This window comes from Thalassotalea sp. Sam97, assembly GCF_041379765.1.
GTDB lineage: Bacteria > Pseudomonadota > Gammaproteobacteria > Enterobacterales > Alteromonadaceae > Thalassotalea_A > Thalassotalea_A maritima.
This window is the reverse complement of sequence record NZ_CP166919.1, coordinates 368995-390025: the sequence shown is the minus strand read 5'-3', so window position 1 is coordinate 390025 and position 21031 is coordinate 368995. Positions and strand designations below refer to the sequence as shown.

Here is a 21031-nt window from a genome sequence, read left to right as displayed (position 1 = left end):
GTGCGCATCGCCATCACTAGCTAGCGTGCCGAAAATAAATAACAATTGAGTTTGTAGGAATTACACAGTCTATGAGACCCAGTCTTCAGCTGCGCATTGGCCAGCATTTAACGATGACTCCACAACTGCAGCAAGCGATAAAATTGCTGCAGCTCTCGACGTTGGACTTGCAGCAAGAGATTCAAGAAGCGCTAGAAAGCAACCCATTGCTTGAAGCCAATGAAACGATAGAACACAGCGCAGACAACACATCAAACGACAGCAACGATGGCAGTGAAGATGCCACACCGACTCAAGATGAAATCTCAACATCCGAAGCATTGTCGCAAGAAGATATTCCGCAAGAATTATCAATCGATAGTACCTGGGAAGACAGCTATAGCGCGGGGACATCTAATACTGGTTTAGGTAAAGATCTTTCTGAAGAATTTACTTACCAAGGGGAAACCAGCGAGACCATTCACGATCATCTACTTTGGCAAATGGAACTCACTCCATTTACTGAAGTTGATCGCAGTATCGCCATTGCAGTCATCGACGCGATTGATGATGCTGGTTACTTAACCGTCTCACCGACCGATATTTTAGAAAGTTTAGGCAATGACGACGTTGAACTCGATGAAGTAGAAGCGGTTATAAAACGAATCCATATGTTTGACCCTATTGGCGTCGCTGCTTCTTCGGTACAACATTGTTTATTAATCCAGCTTAATCAATTCGACGCCGATACACCATATTTAAGCGAAGCCAAATTGATTATTACTAATCATATCGACCTGTTGGCTAATCGTGACTTTCGCACCATTATGCGAAAGACAAGGCTCAAAGAAGATCAGCTTCAGCAAGTCATGCGCTTAATTCATAGTCTCAACCCAAGACCAGGTGACGCGATAGCCCAATCGCAAGAAGAATATGTGATCCCTGATGTTTCAGTATTCAAAAAAAATGGTCGCTGGCAAGTTGAATTAAATCCCGACACCACACCTCGGTTGAATATTAATAATCATTATGCGGCCATGGCAAAAACCTCGTCAGCGCAAGACAGCCAGTTTATTCGCTCACATTTGCAAGAAGCAAAATGGTTTATCAAATCCCTAGAAAGTCGCAACGACACCTTATTAAAGGTATCTAATTGTATTGTTCAACAACAACAAGCGTTTTTTGAACACGGTCCAGAAGCAATGCGACCGATGGTATTAAATGATGTTGCTGAAATGGTCGAAATGCACGAATCAACAATATCGCGAGTTACCACACAAAAGTACATGCACACGCCGCGAGGAATATTCGAATTAAAGTATTTTTTCTCAAGCCATGTGAGTACCGACAGCGGTGGAGAATGTTCATCTACAGCCATACGCGCGTTAATCAAAAAGCTGGTCGAAGCGGAAAATCCGAAAAAGCCGTTAAGCGATAGCAAGATTACCGCGTTACTTGCCGAGCAAGGCATTAACGTGGCACGTAGAACCATAGCCAAATATCGAGAGTCCTTGGGAATACCTCCATCAAACCAAAGAAAGAGCTTAATTTAAGCACCAACGATAAGGATCGAGCTTATGCAAATCAATCTATCTGGGCACCACGTAGAAGTAACCGATTCTCTGCGAAGTTATGTAGAACAAAAATTTGAAAAACTGTCTCGACATTTTGATCACATTAATAATGTCTACGTCGTGTTAAAAGTTGAAAAATTACAACAAATTGCAGAAGCCACCCTTAATGTTAACCAAGGTGAAATTTTTGGTGCCGCCGAAAACGTTGATATGTATGCATCAATTGATGCGCTCGTTGACAAACTTGATCGGCAGGTGCTCAAACATAAGGCCAAATTATCCAGTCATTAATCTATGAATCTTACCTCTTTGTTGTCGCCGGATTGCACAATATGTGCAGCTCCGGCCAACAGTAAAAAAAATATACTTGAGCAAATTAGTCTCATTGCCGCTAATAAAATATCTTCTGCAAGTGCCAAGGACTTGCTCAACGGCCTTATTAACAGAGAAAAACTCAGCAGCACGGGTATCGGTAATGGCATTGCTATTCCCCATGTAAAAATAGATAACAGCGAAAAGCCAATTGCCGTGCTCATGACTTGCGATAAGCCTATCGACTTTGATGCGATTGATAATCGCCCAGTTGATATTTTCTTTGCGCTGTTTGTTCCCGAAGACAGCTGCCAGCAGCATTTGCAAACCCTAGCCAATGTAGCCCGTTTTTTTGCTGATAAAGATACCAGTAAAAAAGTACGTCGCTGTCTTAGTGCTGAGCAGCTCTATGCACTTGTCGCCGAAAAATAATTATCATAAAAGGTTGAATTAGATGAAGTTAATGATCGTCAGTGGTCGCTCAGGCTCAGGTAAAACCGTTGCATTAAGGGTACTTGAAGATCTTGGATATTACTGCGTTGATAATATCCCTGTGAACCTTTTACCTGCCCTAACACATACCGTTATTAACGATTACGATCGGGTGGCTGTATCGCTCGATGTGCGCAATTTACCAAGCAATCCAGAAGATGCCAGTGAAATAATCGACTATCTTCCTTCGGCTGTCGAGTTAAATATTCTGTATCTCGATGCCGACGATAATGAGCTGATTCGTCGTTATAGTGAAACGCGCCGCCTGCATCCGCTGATCAAAAAAAATATGGCGCTCGATCAGGCCATCGCGCTTGAAAAAAAATTACTCGACCCTGTCGCCACTCGAGCAAATTTATACATTAACACCTCCAGCCTTACACCACATCAATTAGCGGATTTAGTTCGTGAACGAGTGCTTGGTAAAAAGACCGGAAGTTTGGTTATCGTCTTTACCTCCTTTGGCTTTAAATACGGTGTTCCAAGCGATGCCGACTATGTCTTTGATGCCCGATTTTTACCCAATCCATTTTGGGAAGATGGGCTTAAAAACCACAATGGTCTTGACCAACCTGTGCAAGATTTTATGGCTAAACAACCGCTTGTCACCAAATTTATCTGGCAAATCAATTCTTTTATGATGACTTGGTTACCACATCTTGAACGCAATAACCGTAGCTATTTAACTATCGCTATCGGTTGCACCGGCGGCCAACATCGCAGTGTATATATTGCCGAAGCTTTAGCCAAGCAATTTAAAAACGAAGACAAAGACGTACAAATTCGCCATCGCGAGTTAAGCAAGTAATCAACCATGACTCAACACGCTAGCCGAGAAGTTACCATAGTCAACAAGTTAGGCCTGCACGCACGCGCAGCGACCAAGCTGGCAAAGCTCAGTCAAAATTTCGATGCTTCGATTACCCTCACATTAGAAGGTAAAACAGCAGATGCCGGTTCTATTATGGGGTTAATGTTATTAACAGGTAGCCAAGGAAAAACCGTACGCGTTGATACTCACGGTAGCGATGCGACTACTGCACTCAATGCTGTATGCCAGCTTTTTGTAGACAAATTTGATGAAGGCGAGTAACTCCTGTATTCAGCCTAATCGCTATTAAATACTCTACAGGCAACAAATATTAGCTGATAAAAATAGCTATTTGCGTTACACTTCAACAAGATACCTCACAAGAAAAAACAACTGTGACATTGAGGTGGCCATGCCAGAATTGTCGAAGCAAGACATTAGCCAACAACGACTCTTAGAAATAAATACCGCTCTTGATAGCGGTATGTTCGTCTATGTGCGCAAAATGCTGCAACACATGCCAGCTTATGATATTGCTTTGCTTCTTGAGTCATCACCAGCGAAAAGTCGACAGGTATTGTGGCAGTTAATCGACGGTGATGCCCACGGTGAAATCCTCGAAGAGTTATCCGAAGAAGTACGAAAAGGCATACTGAAGAATATGCAACCGGAAAAGGTTGCTGCGGTTGCCGAAGGTATGGATATCGATGACCTGGCTGAGGTATTACGTACCTTACCTGATTCTGCTTATCGTGAAGTACTCGCGTCAATGGACGCGCAAGATCGAACCCGCGTAGAACAAGCGCTCGCCTACGAGGAAGATACCGCTGGCGGTATCATGAATACCGATACCATCACCTTACGACCGGATGTTACCGTCGATGTGGTATTACGCTATCTACGCTTAAAAGGTGAATTACCTGAAGCCACTGACTCATTTTACGTGGTTAACCGTGAAGACAAACTAATTGGTTCGGTATCGCTCGCAGCAGTAGTGACTGCCCGTCCAGAGCAAACGATCGCCGAGATAACGGACGATGAAACCATCCCGGTAGTGGCCGATTTGGAAGATACCGAAGTCGCTAAACTGTTTGAAAAATACGATTGGTTTTCAGCGCCAGTTGTCGATCACGAAAATCGCTTACTGGGTCGTATTACCATTGATGATGTGGTTGATATCATTCGTGAAGACGCCGAACATTCAATGATGAGTATGGCAGGTCTTGATGACGAAGCCGATACGTTTGCGCCCGTGATAAAAAGTACTCAACAGCGCTCTATTTGGCTTGGTGTCAACTTATTGACAGCCCTACTTGCGGTTGCAGTATCAAGTCTGTTTGAACCAATCTTAGCTGAAATGGCAATTTTAGCGGTATTAAACACTTTAGTACCAAGCATGGGGGGGGTCGCGGGTAGCCAAACACTAACCCTTGTTATTCGCGGTTTAGCACTAGGTCACATTGGTGATAACAACGCCAAAACCATACTTACCAAAGAGCTTGCCGTTGGTTTCTTCAATGGCGTTATTTGGGCTGTCCTCATCGCCGGCATTGTCTCTATCTGGAAACAAGACTTGTTACTCGGTGGCATCATCGCCTTTGCCATGTTAGCCAATCTTACTGTCGCTGGTCTCGCAGGGGTTATCACCCCATTAGCGATGAAAAAAATCAACATCGATCCAGCGCTTGCGGGAGGCGTGATCTTAACCACCATCACCGATGTAGTTGGCATTTTTGCCTTCTTAGGTACTGCAACCCTTTTACTAAGCTAAACTCGTGAGTTAACTCCGTATGTTAGTTAAATGCGTCAACTATAACGGCACTTAAAGCACCACGTGCTCGAGACCACAACTAGAGCGTGTTGATCTTATGAGGTTGTTTTTGCAGCAATTTATGATGTTTTTATACAAGGCAGAACTTATGTTGTGGGGTTACTCACATAAGTAATTGATAACACAGTAGAAAGGCGTCATAAAAGCTGTCCTTTGGATTCGTTTAAATGCATTTTTTTCATTGTTACTTGCTCTGTGCGTAGAATAACTATGCGTATCACAAGTGCCGCGATAAAAATGCATTTAATTCGAACAAAATTTAACCCTGAAAGATCAACACGCTCTAGCTAATATGCCCTATAAATGATAAAAAAGTCGGCGATGCCGACTTTTTACACTACGTTAGCTGCAAATACGCTGTAACTACTGACCTGATACCTGCATCTCTTCAATCAACAGTGAACCGGTTCTAATACTGCCACGCAAATCAAAGTCATTGCCAGCAAGTACTAGGTTGGCAAACATATCTTTTAGATTACCAGCAATGGTTATCTCGGCGACAGGGTAAGCAATTTGACCATTTTCCACCCAAAAACCTGCTGCTCCTCGAGAATAATCACCAGTCACCACGTTAACCCCTTGCCCCATGAGCTCCGTTACCAACAAGCCGGTATCAAGCTCCTTAAGCATTTGCTGAAAATCGCCACCATTAGCAGAAATATGCCAGTTATGAATACCACCAGCATTACCCGTCGTCTTCATCCCTAATTTTCGTGCTGAGTAACTGGTTAATAGATATGATTGTAATTGCCCTTGGCTAATAATATCTCGCTCTTGAGTCTTTACCCCTTCAGAGTCAAATGCAGAACTTGCCAAACCGCACTTAATCAACGGCATTTCACGAATATTGAGATGTTTATTGAAAACAGTTTGCCCTAAGGCATCGAGTAAAAACGATGATTGTCGATACAAGTTACCACCACTGATCGCAGCGATAAAATGGCCAAATAAACTATTGGCGATATCCGAACGGAACATCACTTTACATTTTTGGGTGTTAATTTTTCGAGGTTGCAAACGTGCTACCGCGGCCTGTGCAGCTTGTTTACCTATACTTTGCGGATCGTCTAGGGAGCCAAATTGACGGCTCACTGTATAAGCGTAATCTCGCTGCATCTCACCATCTACGCCTGCAATCATCATACAACTTAAACTGTGACGAGTGCTCGGATACGCGACTAATTGACCATGACTATTTCCGTAAACTTTAAAGCCTTCGTAACTTGCAAAATTAGCGCCATCAGAATTAATAATACGACTATCTTCTTGCAATGCGCTGACTTCTGCCTGCTTTGCTATCTCAATGGCTGTATCGGCACTTAGCGGTTCTGGATGATATAAATCTAAATCTTGCGGAGAAAATTCAAGGGTGTCTTTATCAGCCAAACCTGCACAAGGATCAACTGAAGTATAATTAGCAATATTAATAGCAGCTTGCACTGATTGCTGTAATGCTTGCTCCGACAAGTCTGCTGTCGATGCTGAGCCCTTACGACCATCTTTATATAAACTAATGCCTAGAGCACCATCATTGTTAAATTCAACGGTCTCTACTTCGCCCATGCGAGTTGACACACTTAAACCCTGCATTTTCGAAATAGATACTTCAGCGCTGTCTGCGCCAAGTTTTTTGGCAATTTCTAAAACTCGACTAACGCTTTCTTTAACTTGGTGGATTGAATTCTCAATTGACTGCGATTGTTCCATAATGATTTCACACAAATGATTGCTTCTAGCTTGCTAGCAAGGATATCACAGACCTGGTATTTACCGGCTGAAAATCTGAAATTTCTGTCGATATTTTAGATTCGCTAGACAAAAAAGGTATAATAAGAGAAATTTCGTTAACGGTATACAAAGATTATGGCCAGAGAGCTTGGTGAATATGATGCAGAGAATGACATTCTCTATGTGAGTCGCGCTGAATTAAAGCGTGATATGAAAGACTTACAAAAGTTAGCAGAAGAGATTTGTCACTTAAGTGTGAAACAGCGCAGCAAATTGCCTCTTAACGATGAAATTGCCGAAGCATTAGTTGTTGCCGATAAAATTAAAGGCAAGCACGATGCGTTTCATCGTAACGTACAGTTTATCGCTAAACAGTTGGCTAGCATAGATGCCGATGCAGTTCGCTTAGAGTTAGATATCATGCAAAACAAACACGGTATCGAAGATCATAAAAATAACTTTTATGATCAGTTGCGCGACGATGTACTTAATGCAGATAACGACACCATAGAGCAGTTAATTCACGACAACGAAGGCCTGGAACGCCAACGTTTTCGCCAGCTAATTCGTCAAGCTAGCAAAGAGCTAAAACAGCAAAAGCCAGCGAAAAGCTATAAAGAATTGTTTAAATATCTAAAGCAACATGTGCCTTTCTCAATGAGTTAGGACTCAAACAAGATACGCTTAAACGCAAAAGCCAGCTGAATAGCTGGCTTTTTTCTATTGACTGATCGATGACAAGTTTATTGCGTACCACCAATGGTCATTTCATCAACTTTCAGGGTTGGTTGACCTACGCCAACGGGTACTGACTGACCATCTTTACCACAAACGCCAACGCCACTATCGAGTTCAAGATCATTGCCGACCATACTCACTTGTTGCATCGCTTCTGGTCCACTACCAATCAAAGTTGCCCCCTTAACCGGCGCAGTAATCTTACCATCTTCAATTAAATAGGCTTCGGCCGTACTAAACACGAATTTACCTGAGGTAATATCTACTTGTCCACCCGCAAAATTAGGGGCATAAATGCCCTTTTTGACAGAGCCGATAATCTCTTGCTTATCGTATTCACCTGCTAGCATATAGGTATTCGTCATCCTTGGCATAGGTAAGTGAGCATACGATTCTCGGCGGCCATTACCGGTTGGCTCAACTCCCATTAAGTGGGCGTTATGCTTATCTTGCATGTAACCACGCAAAATACCATCTTCAATTAATACGTTATATTGACCCGGCGTACCTTCATCATCAATGCTTACCGAACCTCGTCGATTTGCAATCGTACCATCATCGACGATTGTACAGTGCTTTGATGCCACCTGTTGACCAATTCTCCCCGAAAAGGCCGAAGAGCCTTTACGGTTAAAATCACCTTCTAAGCCGTGACCAACCGCTTCATGTAATAACACACCAGGCCAGCCAGCACCTAATACCACGGGCAGCATACCTGCTGGCGCATCGATTGCTTGTAAATTAACGAGTGCTTGACGTACCGCTTCTTCGGCATAGGCTTTATAGCGCTGTTTACCTTGTTGTATAGCAAAAAAGTAACTGTAATCGGTGCGCGCGCCACCGCCCGAGTTACCGCGTTCACGACGACCATTTTGCTCAACAAGCACTGAACAGTTCAAGCGAACCAAAGGGCGAATATCACTCGCAAAGGTACCATCGCTTGCTGCTACCAATACGCGCTCGTAAACACCGGACAAGCTGACAATGACTTGTTTTACTCGGCTATCTTGCGCTCTTGCGTGCGCTTCAACTTCATGCAATAAATTGATTTTTTGCTCTTGCGGCAAGCTTTGTAATGGATCTTGCGCGCTATATAAAGGTGTAGCATCGCTAGGCGCAAATATCTTGGTCTTTGTCGACTTTTGCTCAGTAACGATGCTACGCGCTGCATTTCCAGCCTGCATTAATGCCGATAAGTTAATATCATCAGAATAAGCAAAACCAGTTTTCTCGCCAGCGATAGCTCGCACCCCTACACCGCGTTCAATATTATGCGAGCCTTCTTTGACAATACCATCTTCAAGCATCCAATGTTCGTTGCTTGATGCTTGAAAATACAAATCAGCAAAATCTAATTTGCGAGTGAACATAGTGTCCAAACAGCGCTGTAATTCTTCTTTACCTAAATCACTAGCATGTAATAGTTCTTGTTCTACAAGGTTCATCATTCTTTCCACGGTTAGCTACTCTTTGGCGGTGTTTGGCCAAGAGTAGTGATAAAACGATTATGGGTGGCGACAGGGATCTGATTGCGCACCTCAAAAATTTTCTCACGGTCAATATTAGCAGTGATCATACCATGTCCCTGGTCGATACTGGCAATTATCTCCCCCCAAGGGTCGATAATCATTGAATGACCAAAGGTTTGTCGACCATTTTCGTGTGTACCAACTTGACCAGCTGCAACGATATAAACTTGGTTTTCTATCGCTCTTGCTCGCAGCAGCGCCTGCCAATGAGCTTTACCGGTAACATAAGTGAAGGCGCTAGGAACGCAGATAAGCTCTGCACCTTGATCGCGTAACGCAGCAAACAAGCCAGCAAAGCGTAGGTCATAACAGATACTCAAACCTACATTGGCACTCGGCAGCGCCACCGTCATTAACTTATCACCTGACTGAGTATAATTCGACTCTCGATATTGGCCTTGGTTATCGCTGACATTAACATCAAATAAGTGTAATTTCTGATAATCGGCAATTAATGTTCCCATCGGTGAAAATAATAAGCTGCTGGCAGTAAACTTTTCAGCGGAATGGCAAATAGGTACACTGCCTGCCAATAAATAGACATTATGCTTTATCGCTAATTGACTTAATTGTTGCTGCATATAACCGTGCCCAAGTGGTTCAGCGATAGCTAACTGTTGTTTATCACTACCGCCAAAAAACAAACAACACTCTGGCAACACCACTAAATGCTCGCTGCTCGGCGTTAATGAGGAAAGTTGCTGGTCAATAAACTGTAAATTTTTATCGATATCGGCAACCGATGTCATTTGCAGTGCTGTAACGGTTAGCATTTAGGTACATTCCTCACAACTTGGATTAGTAACCTTTGCCTTTAATGATGCTGCTTGCTGCAATGTTTCGATACTACTTCGATCACCGCGGTCAGGTTCACTACCAGCTAATTCATTAGCGACGCTTGATTTACCTGCGACGCTTGGCTCACCAGCACTCGCTTCTACATCTGTGGAGATGTTAGTCTTTGATAGAGTGGCTTGCGGGCCATCGGTTAATCCTTTTGTTGTCGGTACGTTTGGTTGAGGCAGGTCACTGGCATCAGGTTTGGATTTGCCTACATTGACATTACGGGTTTCACGATCAACTTCCTTAAAGTTAGGCTTAGTTAATTCACCGGTAAGCTCAAAGTTAATGACCGATATAACCTCAGCTTTTTCAATCGCTTCATTCACCACCAAAGCTGCCGCTCCGGCTATTGGGTTAATCAACCAGACTAACACGGGCAAACTCGCGGTCACTTTCGGTGCAAAAGCTAACTTATAATCGAGTTGGTTAGTATTAAAGTTAGTATTTCCTTTGATACTTAAATTACCCGCAACGCCATCCATTTTCAGGTTATCTGTATAGACAACGCCATTAACAACGTTAAAGTCCCCTTCAAAGTCGTTATAGAACATACCTTCCGAAAACACATCACGAAAATCAAAAGTTAACTTACGAATAAGCGATTGTAAGCTTAGCAGTGACAGCAATCGCGCTCCCTGATCACTCACCTCGACTAAATAACCATCGTCTAGCTGACCTTTAACGTCGCCATTTAGGGTCGCGAAGTTAAAATCATGTGGAGCCCCTTGCCAACGAATATCATAACTGCCGACAAAACCACTATCACGCATACCAGACGTCGATTGTAAGGCTCGAAACTCTCGTTCGACATCATCGACATTTAACGACCCCGTAATTGTTGTTTCGTTAACTTCTTGGGTTTTAGACCACGCACCAGTAAGATTTAAATCGAGGTTGTTACGTTCAGCGGTAAAGGTATTTAAACGCACGAGAGTATCGTTTACCTGCTCAATTTCAATATTTACCTTACCAAAATCAAATTGCCTAAATTTACAGCTGTCACATGAAACACGCAGATTAGGTATCGATGTTAAGTCGATGCCACCTGCCGGAGCGGCAATAATTTGAGTGTCTGAGTCGGTATGCGGATTATTCTCAGCGTTTGCATTAGATAGTTCTTGGGCCTGTTTGCTTACGCTTTGATCGGTGTTGGCAAACAAATGGATCTTATCGGCATCAATGTCGATCCCTTTTTCAGAAAATTCATGATAAAAACGCGCTCGACCACGAAACGCATCACTATTGAGCTGCAATAGCCACCAGTCAGGTTCATTTAATAGATTAAAATCAATATGATTAACTGGCTCACCAAACACATCGAGTGTATCGATTTTTCCACGAATTCGTTCAGGCGCTTGCAGTAATGCGTATTCTTCTGTCGACTGTTGCTCGGTTAAACCATTTTTAGGCAAGGCATCAATGATCGCAAAAATAAATTTATGCCACGGCAAATACTCAATGTGTTCCAAGCTTGAATTAATATGGAACCCTTTCATGGGCAACATCATGGCTTCGGTACCCAGCACCAATTGTGCTCGGTCAAAACTTACCTTGTCATGATTTAACTCACCAGAAAACGATAATCGCTTACCCATTTGCGCATTTATTTCCGACAAAGTGTTGTTGCCCTTAGCATTGATTCGTAATAATTGCTCATTACCTTCAGCCTTACGGTAAGGCTCTGGTAGATGCAATGCTAAGTTTTGCAGTGACGAATCAATCGCCAAATCATAGGCAATATTACCTTGCTGAGGGATAAACAGCGATAGCTTACCCTGCCAATCTAACTGTCCATCGATATACGACTGCAATGAATCTGGAACCATTGGCTGATAATGTTGTGACTGCCACTGTCCATCCATGTCAATGGCAAGCTGGTAATGATTGTCGCCACTCGAGCCTGTAACATCCAACGCCATCGGCAAGCCTAACCATGTCATGGTTAAATCTTCCGTATCAATACGATCATTTTCAAAGAATAAACGACCAGATACTCGCTCAAAAGGCATATTAGGAGCAGCTAAATTGAGTTTATTATCGATAAAATTGACTTGCCCCTTGGCGATTGCCTGGCCCTCAGATAGCGGCAAGGATAAGTTAAAGTGGCCAGTAACGTCCCCTGATGGATCGAGATAGTCTAACGTTTTGCCAACACTCGTTTGTAACGGGCTGGCATTCATCAACCGCCGAACATCGGCTACATTACCAGCTACTGGCGCATCAACCGTTAGCACAGAGTTTCGCCCTAAGCTGGCAATAGCGACCTTAACCTGTTCCGTTTTTAAGCCTGATAAATCACCATCATATGCCGTTATCAACATTGAGTTACCGGTGAAGTTCAAATTGAGACTGGCATCGGTAATGGCAGGCCAAGAACTAGCAAATGAAAAATCGGTATCAATTAAATCTGCATCAACAATAAAAACACCATCTCCATCTTTATATGGAAAGCCAGAGGCAGGACCGTTGACAATCACCGCGACTTGTTCAGCAGCACCTGCTTTGATAGCGTTAGTTAAGTAATTGACAAGCCCTTCACTCATCAAAGGTAGCGGCAAATAGTACTGTACTTTACTGACATCAACATCCGTCAAGTTAGCAAAAATACTTAGCCAATCATCGCGATCATTATTGTGTAAATATTGCATGTCGCCAGTTAAGGTTAACTCGGACGATTGCAAATTGATATTTTCAACCTGTAAGCGCCAATCATTATGACTGTGTTTAAAGCTTACGCTAGCCGCTAATTGCTCAACAGGAATAGGTCTTGTAAAGTCGCCTGCAAAATCAACGACACTGTCATGCACTGAAAAATTAATATCGGCTCGGCTATTGCTCAGTAGTAACTGCCCCGATAAATTACTCACCCCAGGAATTGCGGCCGCTGGCTTTACACTAACTCCTTCAAACAATAGTGTGGCTTTATATTGACTATTATCATGATATACCTGAACGTTATTTATTTGCCCTGATGGTTGCAACGCTAGGTAATCAGCAAGTGCTTGGTTATTTGCCGAAGCTATTGAAAATAATGGCCAAAGCTGACCGACATCAACGCCATTAAAATACCATTCACTGTACTTATCATTGATGAGGCCAGTTATCTGAAGAGGTCGTAATACTTGTTCGTTTAATTGCCAAGCAATATCAGATGAACGTAAAGAGAATGCCGATTGATGCCCCGCCGATTGACGGTAAATACTCAATTGGGCAGCGGGGATAAGCAACTGCTGTTGCTCATCTTCAAACTGCCAGCTGAGATGATTTTCGCCTAAATTAACATGCGCTTCGGTAACTTTGCCTGCGTCAATGGTTATCCAAGTGTCAAAGTTTATCTGGCTAGTAAACTGCTCTGCATACTCCCCTAACACCGATGATAGCCAATCAGTAACATCAATATTAGTTGCTTGAACAAATATATCGCCGTGCAGCTCATGCCGATTAGCACCACGTAAATCAACAATAAGCTTGGCACCATTACTTGAAAAGCCTATCACATCGACTTTACCAATCGCTTGGTGACGTTCATCTTCGTTGTGCCACGCCAATTTAGTGATCCGCAAAGAGCGTTCTCTTAGCTTGCTGATGTGAAGAATATTGGCATCAACAACTGAAAAGCGACTCAACTTATGGAATACTAAATCGTAGACCGCATCAATATCGGCATTACCTTGCTCACTACCGGTCGTGGTTTGAGTTTCATCGATCTTGACCTCGACACCATGCAGCATTAGGTCTTTAATTTTTAATTGCCGATTCTTAACGCTAAACAACACATCAAGGCTAACATCAACTTCATCGATAGTGATCGCCAGCATCTCGCTATCTGACAAGACAACATCGCGAACTATCAAAGTGGGGCCAAACCCTTGCCAGCCAGCCGATAATTCACCAATGCTAACATCACCGCGATAAACTTGGTTTACATAAGCTTCGATATCTTGCTTAAAGTTATCAGCATAAGGTAATAACACTCGGGCAGAGGTAATCAATACCGCAAGCAATACCAGAAGTATCGCCAGAGATTTATAAAGCCTATTTAGCCAGGTATTAATAAATGCCCAAACGCTTTTCACTACATCATCACCACATCAAACTGCTCTTGAATATATTCAGGTTCAGTTTTCACTTTGATTTGTTTACCAATAAACATTTCCAGCTCTGCCAAGTGATGCATTTCATCATCATTTAACGCCTCACTTACCGCAGGAGCGGCATAAACAATAAACTTATCGGCGTCATAGGCGCGATTAACACGCACGATTTCTCTTAAAATTTCAAAGCAAACGGTTTCTACGGTTTTTAATTGACCTCGACCATCACACACCGGGCATTCGTCACACAAAATGTGCTCTAGCGACTCGCGAGTGCGTTTACGGGTCATCTCGACTAAGCCAAGCTGCGAAAAGCCACTGATACTGTATTTAACGTTATCTTTGGCCATCGCTAACTCTAATGAATGCAGCACCCGTTTACGGTGTTCACTACTAACCATATCAATGAAGTCGATAATGATAATGCCACCTAAATTGCGCAACCGTAATTGTCGGGCAATAGCTTGAATCTCTTCTATATTGGTATTAAAGATGGTCTCTTCAAGATTACGATGACCAACAAAGGCACCGGTATTGATATCGATGGTCGTCATCGCTTCCGTTTGGTCAATAATGAGATAACCACCAGACTTGAGTTCAACCTTACGCTGTAACGCGCGTTGAATTTCTGTCTCTACCGAAAACAAATCAAAAATAGGCTTTTCACCTGGGTAATATTCGATCAGTTGACGTAATTCAGGAACAAACTCTTCGGTAAACTCAACAAGCTGGTCGTACGTTAGCCGCGAATCGACGCGAATGCGCTCAAGTCCACCACCAACAAAGTCGCGAATAATGCGACAGGCCAAATGCAGATCTTGATAGAGCGCCATATTGGTTTGTTTACGTTGCTTACGCTCACGCACTTTTTGCCATACTCGGCGTAAAAATTCAGCATCATGAACGAGCTCTTCATCGCCAGCTCCCTCAGCAGCAGTACGAACGATAAAGCCACCATCATCATCGCAAAATGGCAAAACCAATTTACGCAATCGTTCACGCTCTTTATCGCCTTCAATACGTTGTGAAACGCCAGCATGTGACGAGTTAGGCATCATCACTAAGTAACGTGAAGCGATGGTTAAATCAGTCGTTAATCGAGCGCCTTTAGTTCCAAGGGGATCTTTAACTACCTGCACCATTAAGTATTGCCCTTCATGCACTAAGGTGCGGATATCGGCGACTTCATGCTCGTTAACCGTTTCTTCATTATTGGTGATTAAGCGTGTACGAATATCTGACGCATGCAAAAATGCGGCTTTATCGAGGTTGATATCGACAAAAGCCGCTTGCATTCCTGGTAACACTCGGATCACTTTACCCAAATAGATGTTACCGACAATGCCGCGTTTGGCATTACGTTCTATGTGCACTTCTTGTAATGTGCCGTTTTCAATTAATGCGACTCGGGTTTCACTTGGTGTCACATTGATCAGTAACTCGCCGCTCATTCGCTACCTGCTATTTTTATTGAAGCTTTCATTAATAAACTACGCATTTCGCATAACGGCAAGCCCACCACGTTGGAGTAGCTGCCGTTGATGCGTTTCACAAATTGGCCACCAATGCCCTGGATGCCATAACTGCCCGCTTTATCTTGTGGCTCACCAGTATGCCAATAATGATAAATTTGTGCATCGGTTAGTGCTGCAAACTCAACATCGGTAATAACTAGCTCTAACAATTGCTGCTCACCGTTATATAGGCAAACTGCCGTCATCACTTGGTGCTCGGTTGCCGATAACATACGCAAAATGCGCAAGCTATCAGGGTAATCTTTGGGCTTACCTAAAATATTGTCGCCATGAACAACCACCGTATCAGAGCCTATAACCCAATTGCTCCTGTGTTTATCAGCAAGTTTTTGCCACCCTGCTTTGGCCTTAGTTTTCGCCATTCGCATGACATATTGCTGCGGGTTCTCTCCTGCTTCGACTGATTCATCGATGTCAGCTGGTGACACATGAAAGTCATCAAGCAGATAGCCAAGCAACTCTTTACGTCGCGGTGACTGTGAAGCTAAATAAACGGTCATCAATGCACCTTAAATTGTCGACGAATTTTACGCAGCAATAAAAACACAATAAACCACAGTAATGCTGATGTAAGCACTGGTTTGAGGTAACTTATCGAGAAGTCGACCTCAAACAAAAAGCGTTGCAGCCAAAATACGATTAAATGATAAAGGGCAATAAATAAGGCGACGATAAACGACTGTTGCCAAATAGAAAAGTTACGTATTTTTTGATAATTATTGGCGCTGACATACACCACTAAGGCACAAGCGAAGGCATTCACACCTAGCGTTGAACCCAGTAACGCATCAACTAATAAGCCAACCAACCAGCCATAAAACACATTGACGCGATTAGGCAATGCAAGTGACCAATAAATAAGAACCATTAACACCCAGCTTGGTCGGTAAGCATCCACCCCTAAAGGTAGTGGCATGATGCTCAGCATCAACGACACAGCGATCGTTATGACGATGATATAGTTGTTGTTACGAGCCTTCACTAACATCTCCATCTAGTGTCGGAGCGGTTGACGGGTTATTTGCTGGCCACAGCAACAGCAAGTAACGTAAACGATCGACATCAACCAGCGGTGTTATGCGGATCTTTGCAAATTTTTTATTTGGGTTATCAGCAACATAACTTACCATAGCAACAGGATAGCCTTCAGGGAAAGTACCTCCTAAGCCAGAGGTAACCAATAAATCACCAACCTTTATATCGCTTGCATAGGGTACATGAGTAACGTCCATTTCATCGATACTACCCGTACCTTTAGCGATCACTCGCAAGCCATTTCGATGCACGCGCAATGGGATAGCATGGGTTATGTCGGTTAACAATAAGACACGTGAGCTATTAAGGCCGGTATGTAAGACTTGACCAACAACACCTTTATCATTAATGACCGGTTGGCCTTCATAAACTCCATCAATTTCGCCACGATTGATAAGTATCTGATGAGAGTATGGATCGCTGTCTACCGAGACGATTTCAGCAACCATTTTATCAATATTGGCTTTTACCGGAGCTTGCAATAATTGCCTCAGTCGCTGATTTTCTTGCTTGAGAATATCAAGTTCGAGAAGGCGCTCACGCAATAACACTTCGTTGCGTTGTAAACGTTGGTTATCTTCCATCAGCTGTCGACGAGTCACTAGGTTTTCTGAAGTGAAATCCATGATTTGACCAGGCGTATCGGCAATATATTGCAACGGACTTACCAATGACTGCAATAACGCTCGAGCACTTTCAAAGCTTGCTAATTTATGATCACAATAAATAAAGACGAGGGACAGCACGAGTGCCATCACCATTCGTTTATGACTGGAGTAACCTTCAATAAAAATCGGGTTCATATAAATCGCAAAGGCAGCTAATGCTGCCTAATAAAGTTATCGCTATGATGCTATGTTTACTCGTAAGCAAACAAGTCGCCACCATGCATATCAATCATTTCTAGCGCTTTACCGCCGCCACGTGCGACACACGTTAATGGATCATCGGCAACGATTACCGGAATACCGGTTTCTTCAGCTAGTAAACGATCAAGATCTTTAAGTAGTGCGCCACCACCGGTAAGCACCATGCCGCGCTCAGAAATATCTGAAGCAAGCTCTGGAGGACACTGTTCTAATGCTACCATTACAGCACTTACAATACCCGATAAAGGCTCTTGTAACGCTTCAAGAATTTCATTTGAGTTAAGGGTAAAGCTGCGTGGAACACCTTCAGCAAGGTTACGACCACGAACTTCGATTTCCATTAGCTCTTCGCCTGGATAGGCACTACCAATTTCTTGCTTAATACGCTCAGCTGTCGCTTCACCAATTAAACTACCAAAGTTACGACGCACATAGTTAATGATAGCTTCATCAAATTTATCACCACCAATACGCACAGATGATGAATAAACTAGGCCATTTAATGAGATGATACCAACTTCCGTGGTACCACCACCAATATCAACAACCATTGAACCTTCTGCTGCCGATACAGGTAAGTCAGCACCAATGGCTGCCGCCATTGGCTCATCGATAAGGTACACATCACGCGCACCTGCACCTAATGCCGATTCTTTAATTGCGCGGCGTTCTACTTGGGTAGAGCCACATGGTACACAAACCAATACACGCGGGCTTGGGCGTAAAAAGTTATTTGAGTGTACTTGTTTGATAAAGTGTTGAAGCATTTTTTCGGTAACGAAAAAGTTTGCAATTACACCATCTTTCATTGGGCGAATAGCTTCAATGTTTCCTGGCGTACGACCAAGCATTTGTTTTGCCGCAGTACCTACCGCAGCAACACTTTTGTTACCACCAGCTTTGTCTTGACGAATAGCGACTACCGATGGCTCATCAAGGACAATGCCTTGATCTTTTACATATATTAGTGTGTTCGCAGTTCCCAAATCGATAGATAAGTCATTTGAGAACATTCCACGTAAAACTTTCAACATGGGAGATGAATTCCTTTAGCTGGTATTGACCTTAGATTTACTGCTTTCCTATTGCCTTAGCCAAGCTTTTCTATCATTAGTTCAATTTATCAAAATAATTAAGCTATCATACCCGATGATCAGCTAAAAGACAGTGCTAAAACGTGAAAAAATAGTAAAAAATGTTGGTTATTTCCATCCGCAGGTTAAAAGCATAGCTTAAGCCGTAATGATCATCTTTTTAATGTCCAATAAAGTTAGTAGCAAAGCCTTTACCGTAATACATTTAATCCTTGCTATTAACGATCCTTTGCTATGCTTAAGCATGGTGTTCCGTTAAAGATTTCATTATTTTCAATATGCTACAAGAGCAACGCTTATGAGGCTCAAATGATATCACTGATTACATTAATTAGACCGCTCGTGATCTTTCTTACGCTAACCTTAGCGAATATTTGTCATGCTCAAGGAGTACTTGCATTATTTGGTAAGTCACCAGAGCATCATCATAGACTTGGTGATAATGAGACCTATCAACTCACATATATTCATAATGATATTGCTACATTAGACAACTCTTGGGACGTTACGCTCGACCTAGAGGTTTCGGCGAATAAGTGGGTTGATCGATATGGCGGTTGGTGGTGGTCGGATCATCACCCTAATGAGAACCGTTCCTATCACCCTCAATGGCACAATGACAGTTATGGTATTAGCATCACTCCTGTATTCCGGATACCACTCTATCAGCCCACCACCGACTGGCTACTGCAATTAGGGATTGGCATAGGCATCAGTTATCAAAGTAATGAACGTTTTGGTTACGCTAAATTAGGCTCACGCTTACTATTCGAAAATAAATTACAGTTAAATTTAATCTATCAGAATCAACATCAAGTTACGTTATTTCTCTATCATTACTCTAATGGTGAAACTAATAAATACAACGATGGCGTTGATACCTTAGGCATAGGATATGGTTATCACTGGTGACCCAATATAAGCCCAATAGAAAGGTAAGTATGTGCACACGGGTCGATGTGACCAGCTTTGATGATATACTGCGGCAAATTAATGAGCATACCTATCACTCTAAGCCATGAGTAGTCACATTCAATCGGCGTCCAGCCCACTACAACCAATAAATTTACCCGAATTTTCGCGGCACCAGCTTAATGTTTACATAAAACGTGATGACTTAATTCATCCGATTATTTCCGGTAACAAATGGCGTAAACTTAAATACAATATCCTCGCAGCAAAGCAACAAGGTGCGAGCTCCATCATCAGTTTTGGTGGAGCGTATTCAAACCATATTCACGTTCTTGCCTATGCTTGCAACCAACAAAAAATCGGCTGTATCGGGGTTATTCGTGGTGAACCACACTATGCCAATAATTTCACTTTACAGTGGGCACAGCACTGGGGCATGAAGTTACATTTTGTTGATAGACAAACTTACCGCCTAAGGCAAGAAAAAGACTTTCAGCAGCAGCTTTTGCAACAATACCCTAGCGCATTTTTAGTCCCTGAAGGTGGCTCAAACCAACAAGCGCTTATTGGCGTTGGTGAAGTGATAGCTGAAATAGACAACACCATTAAAAGTGACTATTTACTTACCCCTGTAGGCAGTGGTGGCACCATTGCTGGACTAATAAAAGCAGATAACAATAGAAAAAAAATTATTGGTGTAAGTGTACTTAAGCAAGACGGTTATTTAGAACAAGAAATTAATCAGCTGCTTGACGCAGACGAACAAACCCCATCGGCAAAATTCAACAATTGGCACCTCGTAAACGATCAACACCTTGGTGGCTACGGCAAGTTTTCGCAAGCTGATGCCATCGCCATTTCCGAACTAAGCAAACGACTCACTGTGCCTCTAGAGCCGATCTACTCAGGTAAAATGATGCTGGCCTTTATGAACCTCGTTAAACAAGGCTACTTTCCAGCAGGTGCTACTATTGTGTTACTGCACACAGGTGGTATACAAGGACTTGGTGGATTGCATGAACGCGGCTTAATTGACCCAAGCCTATTTCTTAAGCCACTAGGACACCAACTATAACGAGTAAAATAATTGAAAAAGTGGAACTCATCGAACCGCTAATTCTTTTATTTATCGCCCCTCTCTGGGGCCGTTTTGTGTCAATCAGAGTCGTTCACACAATTAGAAAAAATAGCACCAAAGAAGCACGCACATTATCAAAACAGTAAACCGTCATCCCACCATGTTTTTGGGTGGGATCTTTACCAGTTTCGAAGTGTCTATTTTACTTCACCGTTTATTTAGCGACTATAGTTGTTCATATATTTGAAAAGGACTTCAAACATGAAACAACCAGCCATATACATTATTTCAAACGAATCCAATACTGTTATCTATGTTGGTGTTACTAGCAATCTACTTCAACGAACATTTCAACATAAACAGAAACTTACTGAGGGCTTTAGCAAACGATACAATCTAAATAAATTGGTTTATTTGGAACTGTATGATGATATGAACAGTGCTATTTATCGAGAGAAAAGGTTGAAACGGTGGCAAAGGTCCTGGAAAGAAAGACTTATTAAAAAAGTAAATCCTGAGTGGAATGATTTATATCAGGAACTATAGTAAATCGATTTTCTTACTCACTGTATGCGGA

At 42.7% G+C, this 21031-nt stretch carries 19 protein-coding genes; 10 read left to right on the top strand and 9 right to left on the bottom strand.

Going from position 1 to position 21031, the window contains the following annotated elements:
• Positions 1–71 precede the first annotated feature (71 nt).
• The 6 genes from ACAX20_RS01690 to mgtE all read left to right on the top strand — a co-directional run bounded on the left by ACAX20_RS01690 (position 72) and on the right by mgtE (position 4939).
• Complete coding sequence (locus ACAX20_RS01690; RefSeq protein WP_371188038.1) at positions 72–1532, top strand: RNA polymerase factor sigma-54; 1461 nt, start codon at positions 72–74, stop codon at positions 1530–1532.
• 24 nt (positions 1533–1556) lie between these two features.
• Positions 1557–1844, top strand: coding sequence for a ribosome hibernation promoting factor (gene hpf / locus ACAX20_RS01685; protein WP_371188037.1), 288 nt, complete (start codon positions 1557–1559; stop codon positions 1842–1844).
• A gap of 3 nt (positions 1845–1847) precedes the next feature.
• A complete protein-coding gene (ptsN, locus tag ACAX20_RS01680) occupies positions 1848–2297 on the top strand; it encodes a PTS IIA-like nitrogen regulatory protein PtsN (RefSeq protein ID WP_371188036.1) in 450 nt (149 codons plus the stop codon).
• Positions 2298–2319: 22 nt separating this feature from the next.
• The gene (gene rapZ, locus ACAX20_RS01675) at positions 2320–3165 is read left to right on the top strand and encodes an RNase adapter RapZ (RefSeq protein ID WP_371188035.1); all 846 of its coding nucleotides are present in this window, start codon (positions 2320–2322) and stop codon (positions 3163–3165) included.
• Positions 3166–3171: 6 nt separating this feature from the next.
• Positions 3172–3450 carry an HPr family phosphocarrier protein gene (locus ACAX20_RS01670; RefSeq protein WP_371188034.1) on the top strand — a complete coding sequence of 93 codons (279 nt, stop codon included), beginning with the start codon at positions 3172–3174 and terminating at the stop codon, positions 3448–3450.
• Positions 3451–3580: 130 nt separating this feature from the next.
• On the top strand, positions 3581–4939 hold the full coding sequence (gene mgtE / locus ACAX20_RS01665; RefSeq protein ID WP_371188032.1) for a magnesium transporter: 1359 nt from the start codon (positions 3581–3583) through the stop codon (positions 4937–4939).
• A gap of 423 nt (positions 4940–5362) precedes the next feature.
• Here the strand turns inward: mgtE and pmbA are convergent, their stop codons facing one another.
• Positions 5363–6706: a metalloprotease PmbA gene (pmbA, locus tag ACAX20_RS01660; RefSeq protein WP_371188031.1), complete on the bottom strand. Its 1344-nt coding sequence runs from the start codon at positions 6704–6706 to the stop codon at positions 5363–5365.
• 156 nt (positions 6707–6862) lie between these two features.
• Here pmbA and yjgA point away from each other — a divergent pair, with 156 nt between their 5' ends.
• Positions 6863–7393 carry a ribosome biogenesis factor YjgA gene (gene yjgA, locus ACAX20_RS01655; protein WP_371188029.1) on the top strand — a complete coding sequence of 177 codons (531 nt, stop codon included), beginning with the start codon at positions 6863–6865 and terminating at the stop codon, positions 7391–7393.
• 77 nt (positions 7394–7470) lie between these two features.
• Here the strand turns inward: yjgA and tldD are convergent, their stop codons facing one another.
• From tldD to ACAX20_RS01615, 8 genes are read right to left on the bottom strand one after another with little or no spacing between them, the layout of a single operon-like run.
• Complete coding sequence (gene tldD, locus ACAX20_RS01650) at positions 7471–8913, bottom strand: metalloprotease TldD (RefSeq protein WP_371188027.1); 1443 nt, start codon at positions 8911–8913, stop codon at positions 7471–7473.
• 11 nt (positions 8914–8924) lie between these two features.
• Positions 8925–9767, bottom strand: coding sequence for a carbon-nitrogen hydrolase family protein (locus ACAX20_RS01645; protein ID WP_371188025.1), 843 nt, complete (start codon positions 9765–9767; stop codon positions 8925–8927).
• Positions 9768–13913: a YhdP family protein gene (locus tag ACAX20_RS01640; RefSeq protein ID WP_371188023.1), complete on the bottom strand. Its 4146-nt coding sequence runs from the start codon at positions 13911–13913 to the stop codon at positions 9768–9770.
• Positions 13913–15382 carry a ribonuclease G gene (gene rng / locus ACAX20_RS01635; protein ID WP_371188021.1) on the bottom strand — a complete coding sequence of 490 codons (1470 nt, stop codon included), beginning with the start codon at positions 15380–15382 and terminating at the stop codon, positions 13913–13915. The genes ACAX20_RS01640 and rng overlap by 1 nt, the downstream gene beginning before the upstream one ends.
• Positions 15379–15966, bottom strand: a complete 588-nt coding sequence (locus ACAX20_RS01630; RefSeq protein ID WP_371188019.1) for a nucleoside triphosphate pyrophosphatase — start codon at positions 15964–15966, stop codon at positions 15379–15381. Before ACAX20_RS01630 ends, rng begins: the two co-directional genes overlap by 4 nt.
• Entirely contained in the window at positions 15966–16454 is a 489-nt protein-coding gene (mreD, locus tag ACAX20_RS01625; RefSeq protein WP_371188017.1) for a rod shape-determining protein MreD, read from the bottom strand. The genes ACAX20_RS01630 and mreD overlap by 1 nt, the downstream gene beginning before the upstream one ends.
• Positions 16435–17304: a rod shape-determining protein MreC gene (gene mreC, locus ACAX20_RS01620; protein WP_371188015.1), complete on the bottom strand. Its 870-nt coding sequence runs from the start codon at positions 17302–17304 to the stop codon at positions 16435–16437. Before mreC ends, mreD begins: the two co-directional genes overlap by 20 nt.
• Before the next feature lie 56 nt (positions 17305–17360).
• A complete protein-coding gene (locus ACAX20_RS01615; RefSeq protein ID WP_371188013.1) occupies positions 17361–18404 on the bottom strand; it encodes a rod shape-determining protein in 1044 nt (347 codons plus the stop codon).
• Between the two features lie 369 nt (positions 18405–18773).
• Here ACAX20_RS01615 and ACAX20_RS01610 point away from each other — a divergent pair, with 369 nt between their 5' ends.
• The 3 genes from ACAX20_RS01610 (at position 18774) to ACAX20_RS01600 (ending at position 21000) form a co-directional block, all read left to right on the top strand.
• Positions 18774–19376 carry an acyloxyacyl hydrolase gene (locus ACAX20_RS01610; protein WP_371188011.1) on the top strand — a complete coding sequence of 201 codons (603 nt, stop codon included), beginning with the start codon at positions 18774–18776 and terminating at the stop codon, positions 19374–19376.
• A 106-nt stretch (positions 19377–19482) separates the two neighbouring features.
• A complete protein-coding gene (locus ACAX20_RS01605; protein WP_371188009.1) occupies positions 19483–20451 on the top strand; it encodes a 1-aminocyclopropane-1-carboxylate deaminase/D-cysteine desulfhydrase in 969 nt (322 codons plus the stop codon).
• Between the two features lie 264 nt (positions 20452–20715).
• Positions 20716–21000, top strand: a complete 285-nt coding sequence (locus ACAX20_RS01600) for a GIY-YIG nuclease family protein (protein WP_371188007.1) — start codon at positions 20716–20718, stop codon at positions 20998–21000.
• Positions 21001–21031: the final 31 nt, after the last annotated feature.